This window comes from Chryseobacterium sp. UF-290 (assembly GCF_058245615.1).
On record NZ_JBSICB010000005.1, the window covers coordinates 164,175 to 191,005 of the forward strand.

Below are 26,831 nucleotides of genomic sequence, written 5' to 3' on the forward strand. Positions count from 1 at the left end.
TTCTCTATTCTCTCTGATCCACAGGCATATGTGCATCAAAACGGCTATTAGTTCTTTAGTTTTTTTGCGGTATTTTTTATCATTTTGCTTATATATCAGCAAGCTAATCCAGTTTTAAATCTGTTTTAACGGCACCGATCTTAGCTTCCAATGATTTTAGTTTGTCTCTGAAGTCCGTTTCTGAAGTGATTGAATCCTTTACTGAAACATAAAACTTGATCTTCGGCTCTGTACCTGATGGTCTTACACAAACTTTCGTTCCGTCCTGCGTGTAATAGATCAATACATTCGACTTTGGAATATCATCCATTACCTTCTTTTCGTTCGTTGAAACGGTGAGGCTTGTCTGTTCTTTAAAGTCTTTCACTTCTTCCACTAATGAACCTGCCAATTCTTTCGGTGGGTTTTCACGGAAGTTTTTCATCATATCCTGGATCTCTTCAGCTCCTTCTTTTCCTTTTCTTACGATATTGATCAGTCCTTCATAATACATTCCAAGGTCCTGATAGATCTCGATCATGTACTGATACATCGTTCTTCCGTTGGCTTTGCACCAGGCTGCAATTTCACAAGCTAAAAGAATACTTCCACAAGAGTCTTTATCACGAACAAAGTCTCCCGTCATAAATCCGAAACTTTCCTCACCACCACACACAAATTTCTGTGTTCCTTCCGCTTCACGGATCATTTTTCCGATCCATTTGAATCCTGTAAGACCTACTTTGCATTCCACACCGAATTTCTGCGCAATATCAAAGAAGATATCAGAAGTAACGATCGTAGAACCGATAAATTCTTTTCCTGTGATCCTTTCCTGCTTTCTCCATTCATTAAGGATATAATACGTAAGGATGGTATTGGTTTGGTTTCCGTTCAGCAGCTGCATTTCACCGTCAAGGTTTCTTACGGCGATTCCCAATCTGTCCCCATCCGGATCTGTACCGATTACGATATCTGCATTGGTAATTCTTGCCAGATCCATTGCCATTTCCAAGGCAGCCGGCTCTTCAGGATTCGGAGAATCTACGGTTGGGAAGTTTCCGCTTGGGATCATCTGCTCCCTTACAAGGTCCACTTTTTTAAATCCTGCTTTTTCCAAAGCTTTTGGAATGGTTGTATAGGTTGTTCCGTGAATGGAAGTGAAAACAATGTTCAGGTTTTCTTTTCCAACATTCTGATAGGTAGAATTTTCAATACATGCATCGATATAAACATCGTCCTGCTCCTCTCCGATCCATTCGATCAGATCATCATTTCCGTTAAATTTAATTTCATCAAATTTTACAGAATATACTTCCTTGATAATAGCCTCATCATTAGGCGGAACGATCTGTGCGCCGTCATTCCAATATACTTTATAACCATTATATTCAGGTGGATTGTGAGAAGCAGTCAATACGATTCCTCCATTACACTTTTTGTCACGAACGGTAAAAGAAAGCTCAGGAGTAGGTCTGTGGTCTTTGAAAAGCAAAACTTTAATTCCGTTGGCAGTCAAAACATCTGCTACCAGTTTCCCGAATTCTTTTGAGTTATTACGGACATCGTAAGCAATAGCCACTTTTATCTCTTCTCCCTTGAATTGCTGCAACATATAATTGGCAAGTCCCTGGGTTGCCTGCCCCAATGTATATTTATTCAAGCGGTTGGTTCCTACTCCCATGATTCCACGCATCCCTCCGGTCCCGAATTCCAGTTCCCTGTAGAAAGAATCTTCCAGATCAGGAGAATTGCTGTCGATCAATAATTGTACTGCCTCTCTCGTTTCTTTATCGAAGGTATCATTTAACCAAAGTTTCGCTTTTTCCAGTGTTGTCATATTTATGTTTAGTTTGGAAGCTGGAGGCTGGAAGATGGGAGTACTTTTTTCCCGACTTCGAACTTTCAGCTATTGATTTATTATTCTATTTTAAATAAGGCTGGAAGAGGGAAGCTGGGAGTTGGAAGATTTTCATTCCCAAATTCAAACTTCTACCTTTTTATTTTAATTTTCTATTTCTGACTAAAAAGTGAAAAAGAAATTCGGTAAACTGAAATTACTTCCAGCTTCCATCTCCCCTCTTCCAGCCTCCTAATCCAGTTTTTTATTCTCAACCTTTGTTGTCTTCTCTATTTTAAACGCTCTGATCGGGTCGTTATAATAGATAAACTTTGCTGTATTCTGAATATTTCCTTTTAAGGAATCCTTTACGTTTACTTCTGCATAGTTTCCGTTTTTGGAATCAATATTCAGATTGGTGATTTTCCAGTAAGGAGCAATCAGACTTGCTGTATCTGAGATCTTTATAACCGCATCTTTTGTAAGTCCCAAAAAATTTGCCCGGCTTCGGTTTTGCATATCCACTTCTGCTCTTCTTGTATTGACAGATCCCATGAATGTAGCAAAATTTTTCAGATTAAGCCTGAAATTATCAGTTTTGATTTCACTGGAGATATTCATTTCTACCGAATCTGAAGCGGCTACTTTTTCAAGGTTATATTTTGAATAGATGGTCACATTGTAAAAATCCACTCCTTTAGTTCCTCTTTTTTCTTTAATGAAAAGCGTCTTGTCTTTCACATCCACATCGAGGTTCCCTGCAACATTCGGGTAAGTTTCTATTTCTACAAAATTTTTCGGGCCTCTGGCATAAAATACACGGAATTTACCCTTCAGGTCCAGATTAACGAATTCTGAAACATCCACATCTTTCTTTTCAATATTTCCTTTTGGAGAAACTTTTCCACAGGAAACTACCGCAGCCAGCATCAATGTGTACAATACTTTTTTCATGTTCAATTTTAAATATTCTATTTACAGCTGTAATGATTTCATGATAAAAATTTCAGAACGGCTTTCATGCCTGCTGTTGAAACTTTCAATCCTATTTTAAAACAAAAATAGGATTAAAATTTCTAAAAAACTTTGTCATTTGACAATAAAATACCTGACCATATTCAATTTTTTTTTCTTTTCAGGTTTAAGCCTATTGTTGTTTCCATCAGGATAATCAGGACAAAAAGTGTATAATATCAGTTGAACCCAAAAAAACACCTCATAAAGTGATATACTTTATGAGGTGTTAATATGTTATTGATATAATTTATTCGTTATAGCGTTTCAGCAGAAGCAGAATAAATGGCCAATGTTACAAGAATAGCTACCAGAATAATTCCGATAATTAAAGGTTTCCACAGTGCTTTCTTTGGATATTGCTCTTCGCTTGGAAAATATTTCGGGACAAAATAATATGAAAGCACACTACCTCCTGCAGCACCACATCCATAAGCAAGTCCACTTTTAGGGCTTTCCGGAATATTAACAATAATGGCAGTCAATATTGTTATTACAATGGAGATTCCCAACACGGTATATGCTTCTTTCTTCTTGTTGACATCCATCAGATTCTGGAACAGCAAAACGCCTCCAAAGAGTGTGGAAAGAAAAACAGAAAATCCTAAAATTGCTTTTTTAGAATAAATTTTGGGTAACTTCTCTTCCATTATATCACTTCATCAATATTGTAGTTCTTATGCTCACGGTTAGTTCTGATGATCATTTCCCCTAAGAATCCGGCTACAAACAATAATGTTCCCATAATCATCATTGTTAAAGCAATGAAAAACCAAGGGTTATTGGTAATTAAATGTCCGTAAATTCCTCTCGAAACATCGATCAGCTTTGAAATTCCCAACCAAAGTGCTGAAAGGAAACCAAAAATAAACATCAGGGTTCCCACCGCACCGAAGAAATGCATTGGTCTTCCTCCAAAGCGACTTACAAACCAAAGGGTTACCAAATCCAGAAAGCCTCTGATAAATCGCTCCGTCCCGAATTTTGAAGTTCCGTAAGGTCTTGCCTGGTGCTGTACCTCTTTTTCAGTGATTCTTCTGAAGCCTGCATTGGCAGCCAATACCGGAATATAACGGTGCATATCTCCATATACATCGATCGATTTTACGACCTGTCTTTTATAAGCTTTCAGACCGCAGTTGAAATCATGAAGATAGACTCCTGAAACCTTTCTCGCGGCGGCATTGAACAGTTTTGACGGAATATTTTTTGTCATCACATTGTCAAAACGCTTCTTTTTCCAGCCGGAAACGATATCGTAATTATCCTGGGTTACCATATTGTACAGCTCAGGAATTTCTTCAGGGAAATCCTGCAAGTCAGCATCCATGGTGATTACCACGTCACCGTTGGTTCTTTCAAAGGCTGCATGAAGTGCCTGGGATTTTCCGTAATTTCTGGAAAATTTAATCGCATGAATCTGAGGGTACTGTACTTTTAGATTTTCAATAATACTCCATGACAAATCCGTACTGCCATCATCTACGAACCAGATCTCATAAGATAAATTGCTGGTTCTGCAGACCTTATCAATTCTTGAAAAAAGCTCTTCCAGAGAGTCTTCTTCGTTCAGCAGCGGAATAACTATAGATAAATTCATTTAATGTAATAAAAATTAGGCTTGATTTGTTTCTTCAGGTTGATGCATTGTTCTTGTTCTGAAAAACGCTCCGAAAAACACCGACAAAACTACGTAAAATATAAGAATTGCTGCAAAATATCCTGAAAAATGACTGGCAGTAAGCATATCTTTTCCTTTTACAGCCTCAGGAGTAAAGCTCTGCAACCTCTCCTGATACTTCTGATCCAGCTCATCAATATCTTTCTGATGCTTTAAAATCTTTCTGGCAGTGGTATATTCTGTATCCAGTTCCGATTTTTGTCTTTGAACGTATTGATAGTTTAATAGTTTTTTAGCATCAGTATCTACAAAATTTAAAAAAGCATAAATACTGAAAATGGAAAGAATTCCCCCGATAAACATCGGAACGAATGCTCTTTTGAAAGCTTCCTTGAATTTTACTTCTCTGTGGGTATTCCAGTACGATTTTACAGACCAAAATGCTGCTACCGCATATAAAACAGGTAAAATAAAGGCGTTGGCCTTCAGTGAGATATCAAAATAATTGATTCCCGAAAAAAAAGTATATACTACAAAGAAAACGATCATTGTAGCAATAAAAAGTATAATTCCTAGTGTTGATGGACTTTTCGTCATGTTTAAATTTTCAGAAAAAAGTTGAAAAATTATTGCTCTAAATTTCAGCTGATTAGCTCTATTACTGCATTTTTTCGACTTATTTTCTTTAATAAAGTTTTGAAGTTAATAAATTATTCCTACCTTTGCAACGGCAAGTCCTAAACAACCAGCTCCTGAGAATCCTCCAGGGTGGGAACGCAGCAAAGGTAATCGGTCGTAGCGGTGTGATTTAGGTAGCTTGCCATTTTTTTTTGGTTTAAAGTGAGAAGAGAGGTAATTTGATAATTATCTTTTTTTGTTTTTAATACCTTACGCATCATTTTCATTTTTCTAATTTTCAGATTACCCCTGCTCCTGTTATTCACTAAAATTCGAACGTTTCACCCAGTTTTGGTAAAACAAGCTCTACATTTTTATCCGCGAAATGCTGTAATGCGCTTTCATGATTGATCTCGATCGCAGGGAAAGTATCAAAGTGACATCCGATTACTTTTGGCGTCTTTAACAATTCTGCAGCAGCAAAAGATGCTTTTCTGGGACACATTGTATAATGGCTTCCGACAGGAAGAATAGAAAGATCGATATTCCCGTATAATCTCGGGAACAGCTCCATATCAGCCATTACTCCTGTATCACCGGCCAAATACAGATTCTTACCTTCAGGAAGTCTGAAGATATATCCTACAGGAACGCCTCCGTAGCTTCCATCCGGAAAAGAGCTGGTATGGTGAGCCGGAACCATGGAAATTTTAAGATCGTCAATTTTTGCAGAGCCTCCCAGGTTCACATCATCCGTATTTTTAGCCTGCTTAAAGTAACCGCATACTTCCGGTACACCGATTACCGTCGCTTCAGGATAGTGCTGAAGCACTTCAGCAACATCGGCAATATGATCACCATGAGCGTGAGTGAGCAGGATATAATCAATTTTTTGAGCAGAAATATCAAAACCTGATTCTGCTTTTTTGTAGTTGTAGAAAGGATCACTTAGAATTGTCTTGTCCTTGTAGGTAAACAGGAAACAATTTTGTCCTAAAAATTGTATTTTCATTGTAAGTTTATTTTTAAAATTGTTAAACACAAATAACTCAAACAGCTTCACAAATGACACGATAGAAATAGTCGTGAGATTCGTGGAAACATCCGTGTTATTTGTGTTTTAAATATTTTCAGAAACCGAGCTTATTTTGACGGGAACTTATCTTCAATCAGGTTCAATTTGATACCATGCTCCAGATACGCCTTACAGCCATCCAAAACAGTGGTAAAGCCTCCTGTATTGTCATTGATCACTTTTAAAAGATCTTCGCCTGTTTGGCTGAATCCATAGCTCTTAATGACGACAAGGGTTCCGTTTTCCATTGCTGTAAATTCATAGTCTGCATGCACTGAAGGATCTCCCCATTCTGTTTTGATCAGCTGGTCCGGAATGACCTGATGTACTTTCACAACGTTTTTCACTCCGTACATTTCCCACTCCCAGGTCACCGTTTTACCTTCCTCTAATTTTCCGGAAGATTTTGTAAACCAGAAATTAGTGGTTATTTCAGGGTTGATGAATGCTTCAAATACATTTTCAACCGGTTTTCTGATAAGCATCTGAGCTTCAACACAGGCATTAGAATTCATGATTAATATTTTAGATTTAGTTAAATAAATTCAGTCCGGCTGCCGTAAGAATAGCCATTACGAACGTCATGATCCCAACCTGCTTTAAATATTGGTCTAATTCTTTCGGCTCTTTTACCGACATGATATTTCTTCTTAATTTTGCCAATGGAAACAACAGAATCATTACAATGAAAGCGTAATAGTTTTGAGCCTGTATAAATCCATTCACTCCTAAAAATATAAGAATCAATACCAATGGAAGCTGCAGCAGGATCATTTCGTAGATCATTGCATTTTTGAATCCTATTCTTAATGCAAAGCTGTTCTTTCCCGATAGTTTATCGCTTTCGATATCTCTCATATTGTTCAGGTTCAGAACCGCCATACTCATCATTCCAATCGCAGTTCCCGGCAGCAGCATATCCCAGCTGAAAGTTTTTGTAAACAGAAAGTAGCTTCCGCATACAGAAACAAGCCCGAAAAAGACAAATACAAAGAGATCTCCCAGTCCCATGTATCCGTAAGGTTTTTTACCTACGGTATACCCGATCGCAGCCAGAATACTTGCTACTCCCAATCCTATGAAAATATAGAATTCATTCATATATTCCGGAATGAAAGCAACATATAATAAAGCAACAGTAGCAATGAAAGACAGTGCAGAGAAAAGAATAACAGCGTTTTTCATCTGCTTTGCAGTGATTTTCCCTGATGCCACGGCTCTTGCTTCCGCTTCATTGATCCTTTTGGCATCAGTTCCTTTTACCCCGTCTCCATAGTCATTGGCATAGTTTGATAAAATCTGATATAAAAGAGTAACCAAAAGGGCCAGAGCAAAGATCTTCCAGTCCCAGATGCCCCCTTCTCTGTAAAGCCTCCATTTTGCAATGAAAGCTCCCATAATAATTCCGCTTAAGGAAAGCGGTAAAGTTCTGAGCCTTGCGGCTTTTATCCAATCAGTCATATTATTTTCTTGTATTCATGTAGAATGTATTTATGTAAAATGACGAAAAATGATACTGATATCATTAATACGTTTTACATAAATACATCCGTACAATATTTACGATATCCATTGATCATCCCCGAAGTTCGGTTTTCTTTTTTCAAGGAACGCGTTTCTTCCTTCTTTAGCTTCTTCTGTCATGTAAGCCAGGCGGGTTGCTTCTCCTGCGAAAACCTGCTGTCCTACCATTCCGTCATCGGTAAGGTTCATGGCAAATTTCAGCATTCTGATAGAAGTAGGAGATTTTGCTAATATTTCCTGAGCCCATTCATAAGCTGTATCTTCTAATTCAGCATGAGGAACCACTTTATTTACCATTCCCATTTCAAAAGCTTCCTGAGCGGAATAATTTCTTCCTAAAAAGAATATTTCACGGGCTTTCTTCTGCCCTACCATTTTAGCAAGGTAAGCAGATCCGTAACCACCGTCAAAGCTTGTAACATCCGCGTCTGTCTGCTTGAAAATAGCATGCTCTTCACTAGCTAGTGTCAGGTCACAGACAACGTGCAAAGAGTGTCCGCCACCAACGGCCCATCCCGGAACAACCGCAATCACCACTTTCGGCATAAAACGGATCAGACGCTGAACTTCAAGAATATTCAGACGGTGTCTTCCATCTTCTCCCACATATCCCTGATGTCCTCTTGCTTTCTGATCACCTCCGCTACAGAAAGCCCAGCCACCATCTTTCGGACTTGGTCCTTCTCCTGAAAGCAATACTACCCCTATGGAAGGGTCTTCATAGGCATCGTAAAAGGCATCATATAATTCTGAAGTTGTTTTAGGTCTGAAAGCGTTACGTACTTCCGGTCTGTTGAAAGCAATTCTTGCTACTCCGTTACATTTTTTATAGGTAATATCTTCGTATTCCTTAGCGGTTTTCCACTCGATCATCTGATAAAAATTTTTCTCAAAGATACGGAATTACAGAGAATTTCTGAGGGTGAAATTTAAGGTTCATATCCAGAAAAGAGAGAAATTCCGGATTATGGATTTCCGATGATGGATTTTCAACAAAAACAGCTTTTTTTCATTTTTTTATTGCCGAATCCGTCTCTGCATACGTCACAAAATGTTGAAGACAGTCCATTTTTTCCAAATAATATATGACATGAATTATACGAATGAAATTATCCTCCTTTTCAGGTTTAAAAAATAAAAGCCGGAACATTGCTGTTCCGGCTCTTTATTATCTGGCTGTTAAATGATTACTTTGCTCCGGCAGCTGTAAGTTCAGCTTCTTTAGCTTTCAATTCTTTAACTTTATCCATGTTTTTAGTTACAATGTAAATTTCTTTTAACGCAGTAACCGCATCAAGGCTTTGTGGAGCAGCCTTATACCATCCTTCTGCAAATGGCAACGCTTTGTTGAATCTTTCTCTTCTTGCATCGATCAATTTGGTCGCTTCATCCGGCTTATCTTTTCTCAACGCGTTGATCTCTCCAACTATTTTAGCATCATCTCCGATAGCAGTGTATACTAAATTCTGATGTGCATCAGCAAAATCCGGCTTAAGCTCAATTGCTTTTTTAAATGATTCTAAAGCATCATTTACCGTAGCTGGACTTTTAGCCTGCATTACTCCAAGGTTATACCAGTTTGTAGCATCGTTAGGGTTTTTGGCTAACTGCTCTTTCAAACCTGCAACGAATTTATCTGTATTTCCTGACTGAAGGTAAGCTGTAGTCTGAGCTTCTTTAAGTTTAGCATTATTTGGAAATTTAGCTAATCCTTTCTCAATAATGGTAAGGGCTTCCTCTGACTTTTTAGCGTTAAGAAGCAATGAAGTCAGAGTTTCATATAAATCCGGTTCTACACTTTTCGTCTGATCTGTTTTGAAATCGGTATAATCCGGGTTCTTCTTCATAAGCTCCCATGTAGCCTTATCCAGGTTCACTACTTCCCCACTTTTCTTTTCTTTCGCAGTATAAGTGGTTTCTACTCCTGTAAATCCGGAGTTGACCAGGTCTGTATATATTTTGATAGACTCATCGCTGTTATTAGCTAACGCATGGCTAAGTCCTGCATAATACATATATATTTTATTGTCCTGACCACTAGACTTCAATAAGTCATAAACTTCTACAAACTTAGGAGCTGCAGCTGCATAATTTTTTGCATTATACGCATCCATAGCTGCTTTGTTAGCCGCCTGAAGCTGCGCATTCAGAGCATTCGCGTCTTTTTGTCCGAAAACAAAAGCAGAGGCCACGATAGCCATTCCTAAAATGAGTTTCTTCATAATAACTATTTTATATTAATTGTACAATTTATTCTTCAGAATCAGAGTTCTCAGTTTCCTCAGCCGGATTTTCATTTTCAGCCTGAGGTGCTTCGTTTTCCTGGTTATCAAATAGTATTTCTGTACCTTCTTCAATCTCTTCAGAATCTTCTTCTACATCCTTATCCATTTCTACTTTTGCGATAGCTGCAATTTCGTCATTTTTCTTAAGGTTGATGAGTTTTACTCCCTGTGTATTTCTACCCATTACTCTCATTTCATCCATTCCCATTCTGATAGCAACACCGGATTTGTTGATGATCATCAATCCGTCTTCGTCTGTTACATTCTGAATAGCGATCAGATTTCCTGTTTTTTCGGTAATGTTCAGCGTGATAACTCCTTTTCCTCCTCTGTTGGTAATTCTGTAGTCTTCTACCGCAGTTCTCTTTCCATATCCTTTTTCAGATACCACAAGTACTGTTTCGTTCTCTACGTCATTCACAACAATCATACCAATAGCTTCATCTCCATCTTCAAGCAAGATACCTCTCACCCCGATAGATCCTCTACCTACTTCTCTTACTTTTTCTTCAGGGAAACGGATACATTTACCGTTTTTCGTAGCGATCATGATCTGAGAAGTCCCGTTGGTAAGATAAGCTCCTAACAACTGGTCATTATCCCTGATCTCAATCGCATTCACCCCATTCACTCTCGGTCTTGAATAGGCTTCCAGTGAAGTTTTCTTAATGGTACCGTTCTTAGTTACCATCACAACACTCATCTGGTTTACATATTCAGAATCTTTCAGGTTATTGGTTCTGATATATGCCTTGATCTTATCATCCGGTTCGATATTGATCAGATTCTGTACCGCTCTTCCTTTTGCGGTTTTGGAGCCTTCAGGAATTTCGAATACCCTTAGCCAGTAACATCTTCCTTTTTCCGTAAAGAACAGCATATACTGGTGGTTGGTGGCAGAAACAATATATTCAAGGAAATCAGAATCTCTTGTTGTTGCCGCTTTATTTCCTACACCTCCTCTACTCTGAATCTTGTATTCTGAAAGGGAAGTTCTCTTGATATAGCCTGCATGAGAGATGGTAAGAACTACAGATTCATTCGGGATAATATCTTCAATAGACATCTCTCCTCCTGAGTAATCGATTTCAGTTCTTCTTTCATCCCCGTATTTTTCTTTGATCTCAAGTAATTCATCTTTGATGATCTGGAATCTTCTTGGCTCATTGGCTAAGATATCTTCCAAATCAGCAATTTCTTTCATGATCGTATCGTACTCATCACGGATCTTGTCAAGCTCCATTCCTGTAAGACGGGCCAATCTAAGATCAAGAATTGCCTGTGCCTGAATTTCAGAAAGTTCAAATGCTTCGATAAGGCCTTCTTTTGCCGCCTGTGGATTTGCACTGTGACGGATAATAGAAATAGCCCTGTCCAGAGAATCCTGGGTTCCGATCACTTTCATAAACCCTTCTAAGATATGTGCTCTTTCTTTTGCTTTTTTAAGCTCAAACTTCGTTCTTCTTACGATTACTTCATGTCTGTGCTCTACAAAGTGATGAATAATATCTTTAAGGTTCAGCTGCTCCGGTCTTCCGTGTACCAATGCGATATTGTTTACACTGAAAGAAGTCTGAAGCGCCGTATACTTATAGAGTAAGTTTAAAACAACATTCGGAATCGCATCATTTTTCAATTCATAAACAACACGAAGTCCTTTTCTGTCCGATTCATCCCTGATCTCATGGATGCCAGGTATCTTTTCATCTTTAACAAGCTCTGCAGTTCTGGCGATCATTTCAGCTTTGTTAACCTGATAAGGAACTTCAGTAACGATAATCGCGTTTCTGTTTCCGATCTCTTCAAAGTTAACCTTTGCTCTCAACACCACTCTACCTCTACCTGTATGGAAAGCATCTCTTACGCCGTCATAACCATAGATAATACCTCCTGTAGGGAAATCCGGAGCAATGATATGCTGCATCAGCTCATCGATCGTAATTTCTTTATTATCGATATAAGCACAGATCGCATCTACAGATTCGGATAAGTTGTGGGGTGCCATATTCGTCGCCATCCCTACAGCGATACCTGAAGTACCGTTTACCAGAAGGTTAGGAACTTTAGTAGGCATTACCGTTGGCTCCTGTAAACTGTCGTCGAAGTTATTCTGGAAGTCAACTGTTTCTTTGTCTAAGTCTGAAAGAACCTCATCAGAGATCTTTTTCAATCTGGCCTCGGTATAACGCATCGCCGCAGGCGGGTCACCATCCATAGAACCGAAGTTACCCTGCCCATCCACCTGTGGATACCGCAAGCTCCAGTCCTGGGCCATTCTCACCATCGCATCATATACAGAGGAGTCTCCGTGCGGGTGGTATTTACCCAAAACGTCCCCAACAATTCTCGCAGATTTTAAATATTTTCTATTAGAAAAAACCCCTAATCCATACATACCATATAGCACTCTTCTATGAACGGGTTTCAAGCCATCTCTTACATCAGGTAACGCTCTTGAAACGATAACCGACATCGAATAATCGATATAAGATGACTTCATTTCATCAACAATGTTGATAGGAATCAGTCTTTCTCCTTCTTTTTGCATAAACAAATTTTATTATAATGATAGTCAGACCCTTAGCTGAAAGTCTGAAAATTATTTATTTCGGATTTTTATTAACGGGCTAATTTACGAAAAAAATGCCGATTTTTGTGCTAGAATTTATCCACAAAATCTTAAAAATTCTTAAAATATGAGCATATTAAGTATAACTTTCCACTGTACGAAAAATAATCTGGGAGAATGGGAAAATTATATTGATGAAACCCTGGTTCTAATGACCGAAAATCTGATGGATGTCAGCAAATATATCCTTTCTGAAGTTCATAGTGATTATATTGATGAAGGAAAGAATTATAACCTTCTGCTTATCTTTGATAATGATGAGCTCAGAAACGATTTTATCGAAAGCGAACTGAAAAATATAGCTGAACGTATAGAAAATAAATTCGGAGAGGAAGTCATGATCTTCAATAGTTTCCTGAATCCGAAAAAATCAAGATTTTAATATCAAAAAAGAAGCCCTGGTTTTTTCAGGGCTTTTTTATGTTGTCTGTGTTAAATGAAATTTAAGGTTCAAAGTTGATAATCTAAGGTAAAGCTTCTTCTCAACCCATTATTAATCATTTGTTACTTATCAGACGATTTCGCTTCTTTTTTCCATCATGATCAGGTCTTTCCATTCGCCGTTGAGCTTTCCGATTTTCTTGCGGACACCTACCATTCTGAAGCCGTTTTTCTGGTGAAATCTGATCGAAGTTTCATTTTCCGGAAAGATATTGGTCTGCAGGGTCCAGAATCCATGATCCTCACTATCCAGGATCATTTTTTTTAGCAATACCGAACCTAATCCTTTCCCCTGATATTCATTATCAAAATAAATGCTTACTTCTGCCACTCCTTTGAAGCATTCTCTTTTACTGACCGGCTTCAGGGCACACCATCCTACGACCTCGTTACTTTCATTTTCCAGCACCCAACGGCAGTCATTGAAATATTCCATACTCCATGCCTCGGCCGTCGGAACTTCGGTTTCCAAAGTCGCTATGCCACTATCTACTCCCTGTCTGAAAATTTCCAATACCCTGGCCTCATCACTGGGAAGCATTTCTCTTAATTCGTAATTCATCGTACTTAATGATATTTTCTTTTATTTTTTCTTTTAATTCTCGAATAATGGGTCTGCTTACTTTTCTCGTCTTCAGAAACAACGCTGATATTCCCATCAACTTCCATTACGGACAGCTTCACATTTTTTATGTTTTCAATGCCATGTTCCCGTATGGCCTCTTCCAGTTCACCCTGTGTAATCTTTACCCTGTTCAGTGCCGACTGATCCGCGACACCATCCCGGATAAGGATCACCGGCTCATCTTCCATAAAGGCTTCAAAGGAACGGTTGGAAAACATCAATCTTTTTAAAATAAAGTTAGCTACAAACAAAACCAATGCCGCAACGATTCCGCCCTGCAAGGATGTATCAGGGCCTACCATAGCATTCTGAACTGCATTGGAAATCAACAGCAGGAGAACCACATCGCCTGCATTAAGCTGGGAAAGCTGATTTTTGCCAAATAACCGGATTGCGATCACCATAAAAAGGTAAACACAAAGAGAACGGACTGCAACGTTAAGAATAGGATCCACCATTTTTTTATCTATATCAAATGTATTGATTTTTTGTTATTGTACGGATGCATTCATGTAAAATGTATGGATGATGAAAGTAATGAACCTAATTTCACTATTCCTTTGGTATAGCTTTTGGAATTGAGTGCAAATAATCCCACCTATGATCAGACCTGTTTTTATATTGATAAGCATTATCTTCAGCTTTACCGGCTGTAATAAAGCTGAATTCTCCAAAGCAAATGGCAATGTGCTAATAAGTAAAAAAGTAAACCAGCTGTATAGTCAGTATGGTTTATCCAGTGAAGCTATTTACAGTCAGGCAATTCCGGATTCCCTGTTTTCTCCGGAACTTCAAAAGACACTGGAAACAGCAATAAACGTTTCAAAAGCTGATATTGAGAAAGTGAAAAACAGCGATCATCCTGATGAAAAGCCTCTGATATTTGAAGGGACTATTTTTTCCAGCCTATATGAAGGATATACCGGTTATAAAATTCAATCTATAAGCGTTAATGATAAAACCGCAGAGGCATCAGTCCTGTTTGAATACAAGATGGCAGCTCCAAAGGTAATCTGGACTGATACAATACATCTGATCAATATCCAAAAGGGATGGAAAATAGATAATATTATTTTTGATGAAAAGATTGCCGGTTCGAAAGACCTCAAAACACACCTCACCAATTTTATCAGGAATACAGAATAATAAAAAAACCGCTTAAATGCGGTTTTAATTTTTAAGGACACTGAACGATTGGAACTTCGCTGCAAATGACTTTATTGGCCCATTCACAATACGTACAGTATTTTTTAGGTTCTCCTCCATACACTGACTTCAAATCTGCCTTAGTCAGTTTCTTTAAATTTTTCATATAGCTTTAATTTTATGGTTTTGTAAAATTAAAACGAATATTAATAGATTATATTACAATTTAATCATTTATCTTTTCATTATTCACACTTTTTAGAATAAAATCTGTAGAGAATTCCATTAAGATTTTATGAATGTTATCTGTTATCAATTTCTACCGTTACCGGCATTACATAAGTATAAGCAACCATATTATCATTCAGGCTCTTACGGTCCACCTTATAATCCAGTTCGCTTAGAACCGTTTCAATTTCCTTGCTTACGCTTTTACAATCACCATTGGAATGTACGTTCACAATCTTCCCGTTCTTTGCTATATCGAACTTGACGACTGAGTTGATGGTTCCCTGCTTATAATCAGGGTTAGTAAGATCAAAATTTTCCGCCAAACGGCTTCTTATATCATTAAAAGTTTCATTTCTATTCAGCTGAATCTCTTCGATCATATTATGATCTGTAGCCTGCGCCTTAGCAGTATTCAGTACAGCGGCAAATCCACAAATGGAAAGTGAAGCGAACAACATTTGAATTCTATTTCTCATAACTATTTGGTTTTAAATATTATACTAAGCTTATTTGTATCTCTTAACCAAAGTTATTAAAAATAATTCATATTAAATTCACTTTGAGTTAACATTGAGTTAACATTAAAATATAATAGTCTGATTTTCAGTGATATAATATTTAAAAATAATTGAAAATTTAATATTGGGAAGCAGATTATTACCTTACTACTCAAAGTTTTTGCTCATTTCTTCGCTCTTTAGCATATAAAAGCCCTTTCCGAAAACTGATCATCAGATCTTAACATTTGGATTTGATCCTGAATAAAAATAAAAAAGAATCTGCTTTCGCAAATTCTTTTCTATAATTAAATCGATATTTTCTTACTCTAATTCCCGCTTCAAAAACTTCCCGGTCAGGCTTTTCTTAGACTTCACGATCTCTTCAGGAGTTCCCTGTGCTACAATCTGCCCTCCGTATTTTCCGCCTTCCGGACCTACATCAATGATATGGTCTGCCAGTTTGATCACATCCATATTATGTTCGATGATAATGAATGAGTTTCCAAGCTCTACCAATTGATTGATGGCATCCATCAGGATCTTTACGTCTTCAAAGTGAAGTCCGGTGGTTGGCTCATCAAGGATATAAAGGGTATTTCCGGTTTGTCTTTTAGCCAGTTCCGTTGCCAGCTTAATGCGTTGGGCTTCACCTCCTGAAAGGGTCGTTGACTGCTGTCCTAATGTAATATATCCCAAACCTACATCCTGCAATGTTTTTACCTTTGCAAAGATCTTAGGAATCGGCTGGAAGAACTCTACGGCTTCATCGATCGTCATATCCAATACGTCAGAGATCGATTTTCCTTTGTAACGGACTTCCAGGGTTTCCCTGTTGAAACGTTTTCCGTTGCAGGTTTCGCAATGAACATATACATCCGGAAGGAAATTCATTTCGATCACTTTCAATCCTCCTCCCTGACAGGTTTCGCATCTGCCGCCTTTTACATTGAAAGAGAAACGTCCTGGTTTGTATCCACGGATCTTGCTTTCAGGCAATTCTGCAAAAAGGTTCCTGATATCTGTAAACATTCCGGTATAGGTAGCAGGATTGGAACGTGGCGTTCTTCCGATCGGAGTCTGATCTACATCCACGATCTTATCGATATTTTCCAGTCCTTCTATCTTTTTATAAGGTAAAGGTTCCTGAACTGCCCTGTAGAAATGTTTGTTAAGGATCGGATATAAAGTTCCGTTGATCAGCGAAGACTTTCCGCTTCCTGAAATTCCGGTGACCACTACCAGTTTTCCAAGAGGAATATCCAGGGTTACATTTTTAAGGTTATTTCCGGTAGCCCCTTTTAATACTATATTTTTTCCGCTTCCTGCTCTTCTTTCTGCAGGAATTTCGATTTTTCTTTTTCCATTGATATACTGGGCTGTGATGGTATCAGCCTTCAGCAGATCTTTAGGTTTACCCTGCCAAAGTATTTCTCCGCCAAATTTCCCCGCTTTCGGACCAATATCCAATACCTCATCGGCCTCCAGGATCATATCTTTATCGTGCTCTACCACCAATACGGAGTTTCCGATATCTCTAAGGTTCTTCAGGGAATGGATCAGCCTTTCGTTATCCCTCTGGTGAAGACCGATACTTGGCTCATCAAGGATATACAATACATTGACCAATTGGGAGCCGATCTGTGTTGCCAGACGAATCCTCTGCGATTCTCCTCCTGAAAGGGTTCTGGAGCTCCTGCTCAGACTCAGGTAATCCAAACCAACATCCAGCAGAAACTGGAGCCTGGTTTCTATCTCCTTCAGGATTTCATGAGCAATGATCTTATTTTTTTCCGAGAATTTATCTTTAACATCTGTCAGCCAGTCTTTCAGATCTGCCAAGCTTAAAGCATTCACCTCAGCAATATTCTTTCCGTCTATTTTAAAGCTTAAACTTGAAGGCTGAAGACGGGTTCCGTTACATTCAGGGCAGGTTTCTTCTGTTGTAAAATGCCTTTCCAGTAAGATCGCTTCATAAGAGTCTCTTTCATCGATAATTTCCTCCATGAAAGCGATCAATCCGTCAAAGCTGATCTTTATTTTTTTGGTGATCCCAGCGTATTTCAGATCTTTATTGAATTCTTTATGACATCCGTTATAGATATAATCCAGTGCTTCTTCCGGGATATCCTGTAATGGTGTCGTCAGTCCAAGGCCAAAGATCTCAAGGATATTTTTGATCTGGGACAGGATCCATTTATTGGATTTGATATCTTCCAAAGGAAGCAACCCTCCCTGATTGATCGATAGTTTCGGGTTATCTACGAAATAATCAGTATTGATTTTTTTGATCGTCCCCAATCCTTTACAGTTCGGGCAGCTTCCTTTTGGCGAGTTGAATGAGAACGTATTCGGTTCCGGTAGTGCCAAAGAATGTCCTGTTTCCGCATCCATCAGGTTTTTAGAGAAATACTCAATGTCTGTACTTCCCAGTTTCTGAATTCCGATAATTCCCTCTCCCATTTCCATCGCTGTACGCAATGATTTTTCCATTCTGCTTTCTGAAGCATTCTCTCCGATAATCCAGCGGTCGATCACAATATCGATATCATGGGTTTTATAACGGTCAAGCTTCAGATCATATTCGATGTCCTGCAGCTCACCATCAATCCTTGCCTGCCCATAGCCTTTTTTAGCCATCTGTACGAAAAGCTCATGGTAATGCCCTTTTCTTGAACGTACTACAGGAGCCAATAACATGATCTTTTCTCTCTTATAGTTCTCTTTGATCGTTTCAAGAATCTGATCTTCCGTATAGCTTACCAGCTTTTGTCCTGTAGATAAGGAATATGCATCGGAGACCCTTGCATATAAAAGACGCAGGAAGTCATACAGCTCCGTAACCGTTCCCACGGTGGACCTTGGATTTTTATTGGTGGTCTTCTGCTCAATCGCAATAACCGGGGAAAGGCCTTCAATCTTATCTACATCCGGGCGCTCCAATCCACCCAGGAACTGGCGTGCATATGCCGAAAATGTTTCAATATAACGGCGCTGTCCTTCTGCAAAAATAGTATCAAAAGCGAGTGAAGATTTCCCGCTTCCGGAAAGACCGGTAATGACAACAAGCTCGTTGCGGGGAATTTTAACATTAATGTTCTTCAGATTGTGTTCACGTGCTCCGTAAACTTCTATATATTCTGTTGATTTGCTCATAATTCGGAGTGATTTTGCCTGAAAATCACAACGTGCAAAATTACGGAATTTTATGGAATTTTTTTAATTAAAAAGGGGATAAAGTTTAGAGCCAATTCAAGGCTTATTTTTAATTTATAAAAAAGCTTGTGAGGGAAACCAGTATACATTCTTTAGCATAAAAAATGATTTTAACCACAGATGATACAGATTGTCACAGATGTTTGTGGAAATGATTCTTAAAATGTTGGCTGATATTCTTTTATTAAAAAATGGGCTAAGCTCCATTTCTATTGATCTGATATATGGTTATTGTTGTTTAAAGAAAATATAGTTCATATATAAAAAAATGCCATATTTCTACGGCATTTTTATTATCAACTGAAATAGTTGGCTTTTATGAGGATTTACATATCCTGAAACTCAACATCTTCATTCGTTATTTTTACTACATATTCAATACCGTCTATCGCTTTGGCAATGATCTGGTTTCTCAGAATGTTAGCCATATTTTCCCAGTAGGCTCTTCCATAAAAGGAATAGTTTTGCGGAATAATTTCTACCTCAACGGTTCTTACAAAGCCTTCCTTAGGTTTGTTACTGATCATGGTCCCTCTTCTTACCCTTACCTCTCTCAGCTCATCTTTCAGGATCATACGGCAATAGTTTTTGACATCTTCAAGAGAAATGATCTTATCTCTTGTCGTCAGTGCATATTTATAAGCCTGAATACTATCCGTCCCCTTTTGTTCCTCAGCACCTCCCAGCGTTTCTGTAAGCAAAACGACAGTCTGTGATTTCAACTGATTGGAAAGTTCTGTTCCGGGACGCATATGGTTGGCCAATGTACAGTGGGTTACCCAGAAAGAGGCATAAGTGTGATCTGTCTTTTCTACAGGCTCCATAATGACATAGTTCAGCTCCTGTCTGATATTCCTTTTGGCATTATTCACTTTCTGTACCATAGACTTCATCTTATCAGACATCTCGCTGAGAACACCTTTTACGTTATCCCTGTTCAAAAGGGAGAATGCTGCAATTTCATCTCTTGTCAGTTCCAGAACGTTAGCGATCATATCTACGGCATTTCTGCTGGTGAAGCGTTCCATTCCTCCTTTTCTTACCGTATACAGTCCTTTCTTCAGGTCATCGGCTGGTGTAAAAGGAATTTCCGTATATTTTCTTCCGTCTCCGTCCTGAACCTCATCTACGTACAGGAAGTGCTCACCTTCATCTGTCACCAACGGAATATTATTTCCCATAATATCAAGGCTGTATTCTGTTTTCTTCCAGCCTCTGTTGTAGATCGGGAAAGCATTCAGCACGAATGAGAAATTATCCAGGATCTCTGCTGAAAACTGTGGCGGAAATTCAAAAGTAAGCCATAAGTACCTTTTGTTTTCTATATACTTTAGAATTTCTTCTTTTCCAGCCAGGAATTCAAGATTCTGCGGCAGTTGTCCCGGTTCTGAAAACAGGCTGTGAGATATTCCGGTAACTTCAATAAATTTATGGCGGTAGATGCTCTTGATATCTTCAATCACCTTATTTCTGATAGATTGTTCTTTAAACATCTGCTCATAGCCGTCTGTATGGCTTTCTGAAAGATAACTGAGTCCTTCTCTTACAAACAGGGGATTTCCATTGCTGGAAACGGTGATATAAGGTAATAGCTTATACACAAAATCAAGATGCTCAAAAGCAGGATTGGAGCAGAATATACTCAGATATTTGGGAAAGTTTTCACTTATATATTTGCTGACATCAACTCCTATTGTAATTTTTCTGTAATCTTCAGGCCTCCCTGTGAATCTTGCAATAGGGATTTTGTTAAACCTGTCATCAATGCTGTAGCAGGTATTTCCTACAAACATTATTGAGGTATGAACTTTATTAATTCTTACATTTCCTACCGGAGTAAAGGGAATATTCAGCTGTTTATCTGATTCTGATTTTACCGTGGAGGTCATCTGTTTACGGAAAAAGAACTCCGTATGCTCCAATAAGACCTCGGAAGATTCATAAGGCTGTGTAAAAGCAACAGAATGAGCAGGAATAGGATGGGTATAAATAGATGGTGTAAGCAGTTTTGCCAGTTTCTCCAGGATACGGGCATTCACCGTTTGTATTTCGTTATTCGCTTTAAAAACTTCTGTACTGAATGCATCTATCAATAATTTGACAAAAGGATCCAAAGATTGCGGGCTTTTCAGTCCCCAAACTTTAGTAGCATTCTGAAGCATCCTTGCTTTTACAGATTCTTTGGAATAAATATTCTGATCTAAATTCATAATTTTCTTCGCTGTTAAAAATATTAATCAATAGACATAGGGCTCAGGAACAGCTCTGTAGAAAAGCTGAAGCGCTCTCCTGTTTCCTCCATTTTTGCATTGATGGCAATTCTTACTTTCTTTTTGATTTCTGTGTGTTCTTTGGTATCGTAGCTGTGCTCTACAAATTGTATATGGGCATCGATCTGTGGATTCACAATCCTTGGTTCATACTCCTGGATCTGTCTTCTGAGGCTTTTAATGAAAACATTTTCCCAGATGGCACTGGTCACTCCATTGTCAAACTCAAGGTTCCAGACATCGTTTCCATAGTTCTCATCGTATCTGTTCTCTCCTTTTTTGGTGGTGATCAGCAACATAATATTGTGGGCAATACTTTCCCCCATATCGCAGGTATCGATACTTCCGCCTTCGGTCATTAAAGTAGACGGTACGAAAGGCATTCTGTAATTTGGTGTATCCATAACTTCTTAATTTTTTACTTCATGGTCCTGTTTACTTAAAAACGAAATACCAAAATACACATTTTCACTAAATAATTGTTACAATCCATTAAAATATTATTCAAAACTCAGGGCTTTCAAACTGAGTTGAAAGCCCTGAAATGATTATATATGTTATATCCTTATAGTGTATATTAGCTGTCTGCCTTTTTTCTGTTGATAAAATAATACACCGGAAGTCCCAGCAATACCATTACAAATCCGGGCCAGGTATATTGTTGCTTATATATTAAAAGTAAGATACAGAAACAAGCTCCTATGATCAGATAAATAACGGGGGTTACCGGATAAAGCCATGTTTTATAAGGTCTTTCCAGAGCCGGTTGCTTAACTCTTAAGTAAATAACTCCAAACACTGTTATCATATAGAATAAGACGATAACAAAAGAGATCATATCCAGAAGGTTTCCATACTGCCCGCTCAGGCATAAGATAGAAGCCCAGACTCCCTGCATCCATAAAGCATTTTCCGGCACTTCATTCTTATTATTTTTTATTGCTGATCTGAAGAACATGCCGTCTTTTGCCATGGTCTGAAAAACTCTGGCTCCGGCTAAAATCAGTCCGTTATCACATCCGAATGTAGAGATCATTACTAATAATGCTATAATAATTGTACCCGCACTTCCGAAAATATCCTGTGAAGCGGCTACTGCTACCCTGTCATTCGTGGCAAATGCAATTCCGTCTCTGTCCAATGCGTTCAGGTATACAAAATTAACCGCTATATAAAGAATCATTACAGCAGAGGTACCGTATATCATTGATTTTACCACATTCCGTTTCGGATTGTCGATTTCTCCCGAAACAAAGGTCACACTTTCCCATGCTACCGAGCTGAAAACAGAACCTACCATTGCAGCCGCGATACCTCCCAGTAATGTCATTCCTCCAATCGGTTCCCAGCCTTCTTTCAGGAAATTGCCGCTCAGATCTTTCTTAAGATTATTAAATGAGTCCATTCCCAGACTGAAGTTTTCGGATAAATGAGAAAGATCGACCAGTATAAAGCCTAATGCGATCAGACCAACCAATGCTATGATCTTGGATCCTGTAAATACATTCTGAAGGATTTTTCCACTCTGTACTCCCCTTGTATTAATATACGTAAGCAGGAGAATCACAGCAATGGCCAGAATCTGAATCCAGGTAATTTTAAACTCACCACTTTGGAAAATAGGTGCGGCATCATTAAGGGAAGGAACCAGATAGGCTGTAAATTTCCCAAACGCCATCGCTACCGCGGCAATCGTTCCGGTTTGTATTACTGTAAATAATCCCCAGCCATAAAGGAATCCCATTCTTTTGCCGAAAATTTCTTTCAGATAGGTGTACTGTCCTCCGGCTTTTGGAAAAAGAGCGGAAAGTTCTCCATAGCTTATTGCCGCTGCTACTGTCATGATTCCGGTAATGATCCACACTACGATCAGCCAGAATCCTGATCCCAGGTTCCGCATCATATCAGCACTTACAATAAAGATCCCGCTTCCGATCATGGACCCCATCACAAGCATGATGGCATCCCATAGTTTCAGTTTTTTTTGCATAGTCAAGTATAGGCTTCAAATATAAACAAATCTCTCTTTTATTTTGAATTTTATTGAAATTTTGTAGAAGTACGTGTTTTTATCATCTCTTAATACCGTTATGATTCAATTTTAATTAGTATTTTTGAAAAAATATTAAAAAATGAAATTTAAGACAATATTATTAGCCGCAGCTGTAACTGCCTCCAGTTTGGCTTTTGCACAGCAAAGTGGTCCGCCAGCCGGAAATGCTCTGGTAGGTGATACTTATGGAGGTGAAGTATCTTCATCTGCCGAATCTAAAGCGGTCACAGTAGACAAATTGAATAAGCAGCTTAAAAAGGATAACAAAAAGGTCGAGAATATAGCCGTTAAAGGAAAAGTAACCGATGTCTGTGATAAAAAAGGATGCTGGCTTACCATTCAGACGGAAGACAATTCAAAATTCTTTGTAAAAATGAAAGACTACGCTTTCTTTGTGCCAACAGCTTTAAAAGGTAAAAACGTAGTACTGGAAGGAAATGCGGAAAGAAAGGTAATTTCTGTAAATGAGCAGAAGCATTATGCTGAAGATGCGAAAAAGCCTCAGGCTGAAATTGATGCTATTACGCAGCCTAAAGAAGAGATCAGATTTGTAGCTAACGGAATTAAAGTAGTCAACTAATTGAGTTCAGACAATAATAAAAAAAACGTTCTCAAAGTATTTTGAGAACGTTTTTTATGAGATCAATTATTTACTCATCTTCTTTTCTTTTTCAAGCATAACCGGATAAATAGGGAGGAAATCATAGGAAGGATAAAACTCTGTTTTAAATCCACCCCAGGCTCCGCTTTCAAATACCTGATTAACTTCTCTCATATGCTCAGGCTTAAATCTTAAAGTTATCATCTGCCCTATTCCCATCACTACATTCCAGGATACAATACGTGCGTGGCTTCTGTTCAGCTTCTGATAAAATTTTTGTTTCATTACTCTGGTCTGAATTGAATCTACAGGGTTTTCCTGCAAATGACGAAGTATTACAGTCACCATTACACTGTCATTGGCTTTATAGGGAACGGATGACTGATCCTGTGCCAGCAAAGGCAAGCCTATACCCATCAGTACAATTAATGTCAATAAATTTTTCATACTATCATTATTAACTTTTTGATTCAATAACGGAGATTAAGATCAGTAGCAGAATATGTAAAATTTTTAATCTTCTATTTTAAAATCTACCACTGCATCCAGCTTAGGATATTTAGTGGCAGAAATAAATTTCTTTCCGGTACAGTCTATTTCCAGCCAGCCTTTTTTTCTTCTCACATCTCCGGCTTCCATTACGAAAGGGATAAAGGAGATCTCATCTTTTCCTTCTTCTTTGATCTCCCTGTACTGAACCGCTATGTCTAAAATACATTCATGTTCCGTGTTCAGCTTTACATTTCTGTAAACGATATCATAATGGGTTTCCTTGTTCTCAGGAATTTCAAGATAAGTTTCCCAGCCTGTAATATCAGAGTTCAGCTCACTGATCGCCTTCAGAGCATAGTAAAGGGCAATCGTATAATATTTTCTGGTTCCTTTCCGGGTATAATCATCTACAAAATGCCCGCCTTCGAATAATATGGTAGGCATTCCGGCTTTGATAAAATTGTCACCCGTAGAGGTTGGATAGAATTCATCTGAATATCTTCCGATCTGATTTGGGATCATTTCCTTCAGGTGATGATATACCCTACCAATTACTGCCATACATTTCTTCCTGTTTTCCGTTACGATACGCTCTACATTTTCGGAAGGGGCAAGAAAAGAAAGCGTGGCAGGATGAACCCCGTCAGTTGTAAAGATCGTTCTCTGCTCGTGAAGGTTTAATGCATAATCATACTTCTTTGAGGCGGCCGCTTTTTTCAGAAACTTAATCTCTTTACTGGCTTCATTATGAAAATCTCTGTTCAGGTCAATATCTGCAGCATTGAGCCTGGTCCATCTTTCAGATCCATCCGGATTGAGCATAAAGATAAAATCCAGCCTTATTTTACTGAACAGCTCTTCTTTCATTTCAGGAGCTTTATCGAGACTTACCAAAAGATCAAGCATGGCGTGAGTAGCATTGGATTCATTTCCGTGCATCTGCGACCAGGCCAATACATTGATGTTCCCGGTTCCGATACTTAACTGATAAATCGGCTTATCTAAATAGGAGGTTCCGATCTCCTTAATATAATCGCTGAGATTTGCCTGTAGGTAAGAAAATAATTTTTCAGGGGAAATATAGCGATTAGAGAAATCGGGAGTCTGAGAATAGATCTGTTCAAAATTCATTGTTGGAAAATAATTTACAGGAATCAAATTTAACCATTTTAGGGCAAAAAACTAAATTAACATATGTAAACAACAGGAAAATGATACGATTTTAAAAATTTACAGTGAAAATTATTTGGTTTACAAAAGTTAAATGCCCTCAATTTACACTACCTATTTAAATTGACAGTTGTAATATTGTTAAACATCTGGTATTGTCAAAATGTCTGTGGATAAAATTGTGGATTGCGAATAATTTAACTACATGTATTTAAAATACTTAAATTCAATTAGTTATGAAATTTATCTAAATAGTATTTGCAAAGATACTTGAAGTATAAAAAAACCTATTTTTAGTCAAATAGGCATAATTTTATCAAACAGGTAAAATGTGGAAAACCTACCTGTTTACAACATTAAACAAATGTAAATTAGATAGAATTCAAAAATTTATCTGGATCAACGATCCAATTTCAATTTTTTTGGAGTTTTAAAATATCAAAGAATCACACTTTACAAAAAGCTACGTCATTTATTCTTTCATAGTATAAAAGTCATAGCAAAAGCTATATTTACATCGGTAATTTACTTTTGTATATAGTGAAAAACGTATTTATAACAGCATTTAAGAAGTATATTATCCTTTTAAATTTAAGCTTAAAGATTACCAATGTAAACTAAAAAACAGGAAATTTAAAGTAAAAATCCTCCTCTTAAAAAGCCTTAGTTTATATTTATAATTGACTTATATCATCAATATCAGCGTATCGTATGATAAAGAAATTTACTCATGTAATAAAGTGTTTATTCCAATCAATAATAAAGTACATTTGTAATTCAATTATAATCATCTGTATTATAGCATATTATCATACATTTACATTTGTATACTGAATAAATTCACATCTATTTACAATTGTATTTTGCATTTGTAAACTTATTTATTTACATTTGTAATATAATTAAAGACTTATTTTGATGAGTTTAAACGAGAGAATTTCAAAAGTTATAGAGTATTCCAATCTTACGCCTTCTGAATTTGCAGATGAGATCGATGTACAGCGTTCTTCAATTTCGCATATTACTTCGGGAAGAAACAAACCGTCCCTGGAGTTTATCATAAAAATAAAATCCCGTTTCCCTGAACTTCTTTGGGATTGGCTGGTTACCGGTGAAGGTGAAATGCTGAAATCCGAACTCCCCGAAACCGAAGTTCCGGCAAAGCCTATGGAAGAAGAGAAAGTACAGACTACCCCTCTGCCCGATCTGTTTACCATGATGAATGACGATGATGAATTCGGAACGGATGAAACAGAAACTGAGCTTTCCCAGACAGGTCCTGGAGAATCGTTTATACCGTCCCAAGGTAAAGCTCCTGAACAAATATCCGATTCTCAGCGATTAGAAAATTCTACAGACCAAATACTGGGACAAATAGCTGGTAATCAAAACAATAAGATAAAACGTATCGTTTTGTTCTATGAAAATGGAAAATTTGAAAGTTTTGAGCCATAAAAAAACCTGACCAAAGAACATGATCAGGCTAAAAAATATTTGAAGAAGA

25 protein-coding genes and 1 other RNA gene are annotated in these 26,831 nt (G+C 37.9%); 5 read left to right on the top strand and 21 right to left on the bottom strand.

Going from position 1 to position 26,831, the window contains the following annotated elements:
* Window positions 1–103 precede the first annotated feature (103 nt).
* The 5 genes from AC4IF5_RS07835 to AC4IF5_RS07855 form a co-directional block, all read right to left on the bottom strand.
* Entirely contained in the window at window positions 104–1,819 is a 1,716-nt protein-coding gene (locus AC4IF5_RS07835; RefSeq protein WP_490733288.1) for a phospho-sugar mutase, read from the bottom strand.
* Between the two features lie 252 nt (window positions 1,820–2,071).
* Window positions 2,072–2,773, bottom strand: a complete 702-nt coding sequence (locus AC4IF5_RS07840) for a GIN domain-containing protein (protein WP_490733290.1) — start codon at window positions 2,771–2,773, stop codon at window positions 2,072–2,074.
* Window positions 2,774–3,090: 317 nt separating this feature from the next.
* Window positions 3,091–3,483 carry a hypothetical protein gene (locus AC4IF5_RS07845; protein WP_490733292.1) on the bottom strand — a complete coding sequence of 131 codons (393 nt, stop codon included), beginning with the start codon at window positions 3,481–3,483 and terminating at the stop codon, window positions 3,091–3,093.
* Complete coding sequence (locus AC4IF5_RS07850; protein ID WP_490733294.1) at window positions 3,483–4,433, bottom strand: glycosyltransferase family 2 protein; 951 nt, start codon at window positions 4,431–4,433, stop codon at window positions 3,483–3,485. Before AC4IF5_RS07850 ends, AC4IF5_RS07845 begins: the two co-directional genes overlap by 1 nt.
* Window positions 4,434–4,448: 15 nt before the next feature.
* The gene (locus tag AC4IF5_RS07855; protein WP_490733296.1) at window positions 4,449–5,051 is read right to left on the bottom strand and encodes a DUF4199 domain-containing protein; all 603 of its coding nucleotides are present in this window, start codon (window positions 5,049–5,051) and stop codon (window positions 4,449–4,451) included.
* Window positions 5,052–5,182: 131 nt separating this feature from the next.
* On the opposite strand from AC4IF5_RS07855, the gene ffs reads away from it, so the two are divergent.
* Window positions 5,183–5,280, top strand: an RNA gene (gene ffs, locus AC4IF5_RS07860) — signal recognition particle sRNA small type.
* A gap of 117 nt (window positions 5,281–5,397) precedes the next feature.
* On the opposite strand, the gene AC4IF5_RS07865 is transcribed toward ffs, so the two are convergent.
* From AC4IF5_RS07865 to gyrA, 6 genes are all read right to left on the bottom strand, one after another.
* Window positions 5,398–6,084 (bottom strand): metal-dependent hydrolase, encoded by a 687-nt coding sequence (locus tag AC4IF5_RS07865; RefSeq protein WP_490733298.1) that lies wholly within the window; start codon window positions 6,082–6,084, stop codon window positions 5,398–5,400.
* 131 nt (window positions 6,085–6,215) lie between these two features.
* On the bottom strand, window positions 6,216–6,662 hold the full coding sequence (locus AC4IF5_RS07870; protein WP_490733300.1) for an SRPBCC family protein: 447 nt from the start codon (window positions 6,660–6,662) through the stop codon (window positions 6,216–6,218).
* Between the two features lie 16 nt (window positions 6,663–6,678).
* On the bottom strand, window positions 6,679–7,608 hold the full coding sequence (gene menA, locus AC4IF5_RS07875) for a 1,4-dihydroxy-2-naphthoate octaprenyltransferase (protein ID WP_490733302.1): 930 nt from the start codon (window positions 7,606–7,608) through the stop codon (window positions 6,679–6,681).
* A gap of 99 nt (window positions 7,609–7,707) precedes the next feature.
* Window positions 7,708–8,544, bottom strand: coding sequence for a 1,4-dihydroxy-2-naphthoyl-CoA synthase (locus tag AC4IF5_RS07880; RefSeq protein WP_490733304.1), 837 nt, complete (start codon window positions 8,542–8,544; stop codon window positions 7,708–7,710).
* Between the two features lie 314 nt (window positions 8,545–8,858).
* Window positions 8,859–9,893, bottom strand: a complete 1,035-nt coding sequence (locus tag AC4IF5_RS07885) for a tetratricopeptide repeat protein (protein ID WP_490733306.1) — start codon at window positions 9,891–9,893, stop codon at window positions 8,859–8,861.
* 28 nt (window positions 9,894–9,921) lie between these two features.
* On the bottom strand, window positions 9,922–12,504 hold the full coding sequence (gene gyrA, locus AC4IF5_RS07890; RefSeq protein ID WP_490733308.1) for a DNA gyrase subunit A: 2,583 nt from the start codon (window positions 12,502–12,504) through the stop codon (window positions 9,922–9,924).
* A 148-nt stretch (window positions 12,505–12,652) separates the two neighbouring features.
* On the opposite strand from gyrA, the gene AC4IF5_RS07895 reads away from it, so the two are divergent.
* Window positions 12,653–12,967: a DUF4286 family protein gene (locus tag AC4IF5_RS07895; RefSeq protein WP_490733310.1), complete on the top strand. Its 315-nt coding sequence runs from the start codon at window positions 12,653–12,655 to the stop codon at window positions 12,965–12,967.
* 129 nt (window positions 12,968–13,096) lie between these two features.
* On the opposite strand, the gene AC4IF5_RS07900 is transcribed toward AC4IF5_RS07895, so the two are convergent.
* Both AC4IF5_RS07900 and AC4IF5_RS07905 read right to left on the bottom strand, forming a co-directional pair.
* Window positions 13,097–13,588 carry a GNAT family N-acetyltransferase gene (locus AC4IF5_RS07900; RefSeq protein ID WP_490733311.1) on the bottom strand — a complete coding sequence of 164 codons (492 nt, stop codon included), beginning with the start codon at window positions 13,586–13,588 and terminating at the stop codon, window positions 13,097–13,099.
* 5 nt (window positions 13,589–13,593) lie between these two features.
* Complete coding sequence (locus tag AC4IF5_RS07905) at window positions 13,594–14,106, bottom strand: DUF421 domain-containing protein (RefSeq protein WP_490733582.1); 513 nt, start codon at window positions 14,104–14,106, stop codon at window positions 13,594–13,596.
* Between the two features lie 145 nt (window positions 14,107–14,251).
* Between AC4IF5_RS07905 and AC4IF5_RS07910 the strand changes: the two genes are divergently transcribed.
* Window positions 14,252–14,797, top strand: coding sequence for a hypothetical protein (locus AC4IF5_RS07910; RefSeq protein ID WP_490733313.1), 546 nt, complete (start codon window positions 14,252–14,254; stop codon window positions 14,795–14,797).
* 31 nt (window positions 14,798–14,828) lie between these two features.
* Here the strand turns inward: AC4IF5_RS07910 and AC4IF5_RS07915 are convergent, their stop codons facing one another.
* The 6 genes from AC4IF5_RS07915 to AC4IF5_RS07940 all read right to left on the bottom strand — a co-directional run bounded on the left by AC4IF5_RS07915 (window position 14,829) and on the right by AC4IF5_RS07940 (window position 23,001).
* A complete protein-coding gene (locus AC4IF5_RS07915) occupies window positions 14,829–14,963 on the bottom strand; it encodes a bacteriocin-like protein (RefSeq protein WP_490733315.1) in 135 nt (44 codons plus the stop codon).
* A 136-nt stretch (window positions 14,964–15,099) separates the two neighbouring features.
* Entirely contained in the window at window positions 15,100–15,504 is a 405-nt protein-coding gene (locus tag AC4IF5_RS07920) for a hypothetical protein (protein WP_490733317.1), read from the bottom strand.
* 345 nt (window positions 15,505–15,849) lie between these two features.
* The gene (gene uvrA, locus AC4IF5_RS07925; protein WP_490733319.1) at window positions 15,850–18,681 is read right to left on the bottom strand and encodes an excinuclease ABC subunit UvrA; all 2,832 of its coding nucleotides are present in this window, start codon (window positions 18,679–18,681) and stop codon (window positions 15,850–15,852) included.
* Window positions 18,682–19,067: 386 nt separating this feature from the next.
* Complete coding sequence (locus AC4IF5_RS07930; protein ID WP_490733321.1) at window positions 19,068–20,951, bottom strand: type VI secretion system baseplate subunit TssF; 1,884 nt, start codon at window positions 20,949–20,951, stop codon at window positions 19,068–19,070.
* A gap of 23 nt (window positions 20,952–20,974) precedes the next feature.
* Window positions 20,975–21,415: a GPW/gp25 family protein gene (locus AC4IF5_RS07935; RefSeq protein ID WP_490733323.1), complete on the bottom strand. Its 441-nt coding sequence runs from the start codon at window positions 21,413–21,415 to the stop codon at window positions 20,975–20,977.
* A gap of 173 nt (window positions 21,416–21,588) precedes the next feature.
* Window positions 21,589–23,001 carry an APC family permease gene (locus tag AC4IF5_RS07940; protein ID WP_490733325.1) on the bottom strand — a complete coding sequence of 471 codons (1,413 nt, stop codon included), beginning with the start codon at window positions 22,999–23,001 and terminating at the stop codon, window positions 21,589–21,591.
* Between the two features lie 142 nt (window positions 23,002–23,143).
* Between AC4IF5_RS07940 and AC4IF5_RS07945 the strand changes: the two genes are divergently transcribed.
* Window positions 23,144–23,644, top strand: coding sequence for a DUF4920 domain-containing protein (locus AC4IF5_RS07945; protein ID WP_490733327.1), 501 nt, complete (start codon window positions 23,144–23,146; stop codon window positions 23,642–23,644).
* A 66-nt stretch (window positions 23,645–23,710) separates the two neighbouring features.
* On the opposite strand, the gene AC4IF5_RS07950 is transcribed toward AC4IF5_RS07945, so the two are convergent.
* Together AC4IF5_RS07950 and AC4IF5_RS07955 are read right to left on the bottom strand one after the other, a co-directional pair.
* Entirely contained in the window at window positions 23,711–24,112 is a 402-nt protein-coding gene (locus tag AC4IF5_RS07950) for a hypothetical protein (RefSeq protein ID WP_490733329.1), read from the bottom strand.
* Between the two features lie 66 nt (window positions 24,113–24,178).
* On the bottom strand, window positions 24,179–25,288 hold the full coding sequence (locus AC4IF5_RS07955; RefSeq protein ID WP_490733331.1) for a M14 family zinc carboxypeptidase: 1,110 nt from the start codon (window positions 25,286–25,288) through the stop codon (window positions 24,179–24,181).
* Window positions 25,289–26,245: 957 nt separating this feature from the next.
* On the opposite strand from AC4IF5_RS07955, the gene AC4IF5_RS07960 reads away from it, so the two are divergent.
* Window positions 26,246–26,782, top strand: a complete 537-nt coding sequence (locus AC4IF5_RS07960; protein WP_490733333.1) for a helix-turn-helix domain-containing protein — start codon at window positions 26,246–26,248, stop codon at window positions 26,780–26,782.
* Window positions 26,783–26,831: the final 49 nt, after the last annotated feature.

What these genes read in the sequence shown, in the direction of transcription:
- AC4IF5_RS07835 (WP_490733288.1), bottom strand. Translation starts at nt 1,819, where the DNA reads ATGACAACACTGGAAAAAGCGAAACTTTGGTTAAATGATACCTTCGAT.
- AC4IF5_RS07840 (WP_490733290.1), bottom strand. Translation starts at nt 2,773, where the DNA reads ATGAAAAAAGTATTGTACACATTGATGCTGGCTGCGGTAGTTTCCTGT.
- AC4IF5_RS07845 (WP_490733292.1), bottom strand. Translation starts at nt 3,483, where the DNA reads ATGGAAGAGAAGTTACCCAAAATTTATTCTAAAAAAGCAATTTTAGGA.
- AC4IF5_RS07850 (WP_490733294.1), bottom strand. Translation starts at nt 4,433, where the DNA reads ATGAATTTATCTATAGTTATTCCGCTGCTGAACGAAGAAGACTCTCTG.
- AC4IF5_RS07855 (WP_490733296.1), bottom strand. Translation starts at nt 5,051, where the DNA reads ATGACGAAAAGTCCATCAACACTAGGAATTATACTTTTTATTGCTACA.
- AC4IF5_RS07865 (WP_490733298.1), bottom strand. Translation starts at nt 6,084, where the DNA reads ATGAAAATACAATTTTTAGGACAAAATTGTTTCCTGTTTACCTACAAG.
- AC4IF5_RS07870 (WP_490733300.1), bottom strand. Translation starts at nt 6,662, where the DNA reads ATGAATTCTAATGCCTGTGTTGAAGCTCAGATGCTTATCAGAAAACCG.
- menA (WP_490733302.1), bottom strand. Translation starts at nt 7,608, where the DNA reads ATGACTGATTGGATAAAAGCCGCAAGGCTCAGAACTTTACCGCTTTCC.
- AC4IF5_RS07880 (WP_490733304.1), bottom strand. Translation starts at nt 8,544, where the DNA reads ATGATCGAGTGGAAAACCGCTAAGGAATACGAAGATATTACCTATAAA.
- AC4IF5_RS07885 (WP_490733306.1), bottom strand. Translation starts at nt 9,893, where the DNA reads ATGAAGAAACTCATTTTAGGAATGGCTATCGTGGCCTCTGCTTTTGTT.
- gyrA (WP_490733308.1), bottom strand. Translation starts at nt 12,504, where the DNA reads ATGCAAAAAGAAGGAGAAAGACTGATTCCTATCAACATTGTTGATGAA.
- AC4IF5_RS07895 (WP_490733310.1), top strand. Translation starts at nt 12,653, where the DNA reads ATGAGCATATTAAGTATAACTTTCCACTGTACGAAAAATAATCTGGGA.
- AC4IF5_RS07900 (WP_490733311.1), bottom strand. Translation starts at nt 13,588, where the DNA reads ATGAATTACGAATTAAGAGAAATGCTTCCCAGTGATGAGGCCAGGGTA.
- AC4IF5_RS07910 (WP_490733313.1), top strand. Translation starts at nt 14,252, where the DNA reads ATGATCAGACCTGTTTTTATATTGATAAGCATTATCTTCAGCTTTACC.
- AC4IF5_RS07915 (WP_490733315.1), bottom strand. Translation starts at nt 14,963, where the DNA reads ATGAAAAATTTAAAGAAACTGACTAAGGCAGATTTGAAGTCAGTGTAT.
- AC4IF5_RS07920 (WP_490733317.1), bottom strand. Translation starts at nt 15,504, where the DNA reads ATGAGAAATAGAATTCAAATGTTGTTCGCTTCACTTTCCATTTGTGGA.
- uvrA (WP_490733319.1), bottom strand. Translation starts at nt 18,681, where the DNA reads ATGAGCAAATCAACAGAATATATAGAAGTTTACGGAGCACGTGAACAC.
- AC4IF5_RS07930 (WP_490733321.1), bottom strand. Translation starts at nt 20,951, where the DNA reads ATGAATTTAGATCAGAATATTTATTCCAAAGAATCTGTAAAAGCAAGG.
- AC4IF5_RS07935 (WP_490733323.1), bottom strand. Translation starts at nt 21,415, where the DNA reads ATGGATACACCAAATTACAGAATGCCTTTCGTACCGTCTACTTTAATG.
- AC4IF5_RS07940 (WP_490733325.1), bottom strand. Translation starts at nt 23,001, where the DNA reads ATGCAAAAAAAACTGAAACTATGGGATGCCATCATGCTTGTGATGGGG.
- AC4IF5_RS07945 (WP_490733327.1), top strand. Translation starts at nt 23,144, where the DNA reads ATGAAATTTAAGACAATATTATTAGCCGCAGCTGTAACTGCCTCCAGT.
- AC4IF5_RS07950 (WP_490733329.1), bottom strand. Translation starts at nt 24,112, where the DNA reads ATGAAAAATTTATTGACATTAATTGTACTGATGGGTATAGGCTTGCCT.
- AC4IF5_RS07955 (WP_490733331.1), bottom strand. Translation starts at nt 25,288, where the DNA reads ATGAATTTTGAACAGATCTATTCTCAGACTCCCGATTTCTCTAATCGC.
- AC4IF5_RS07960 (WP_490733333.1), top strand. Translation starts at nt 26,246, where the DNA reads ATGAGTTTAAACGAGAGAATTTCAAAAGTTATAGAGTATTCCAATCTT.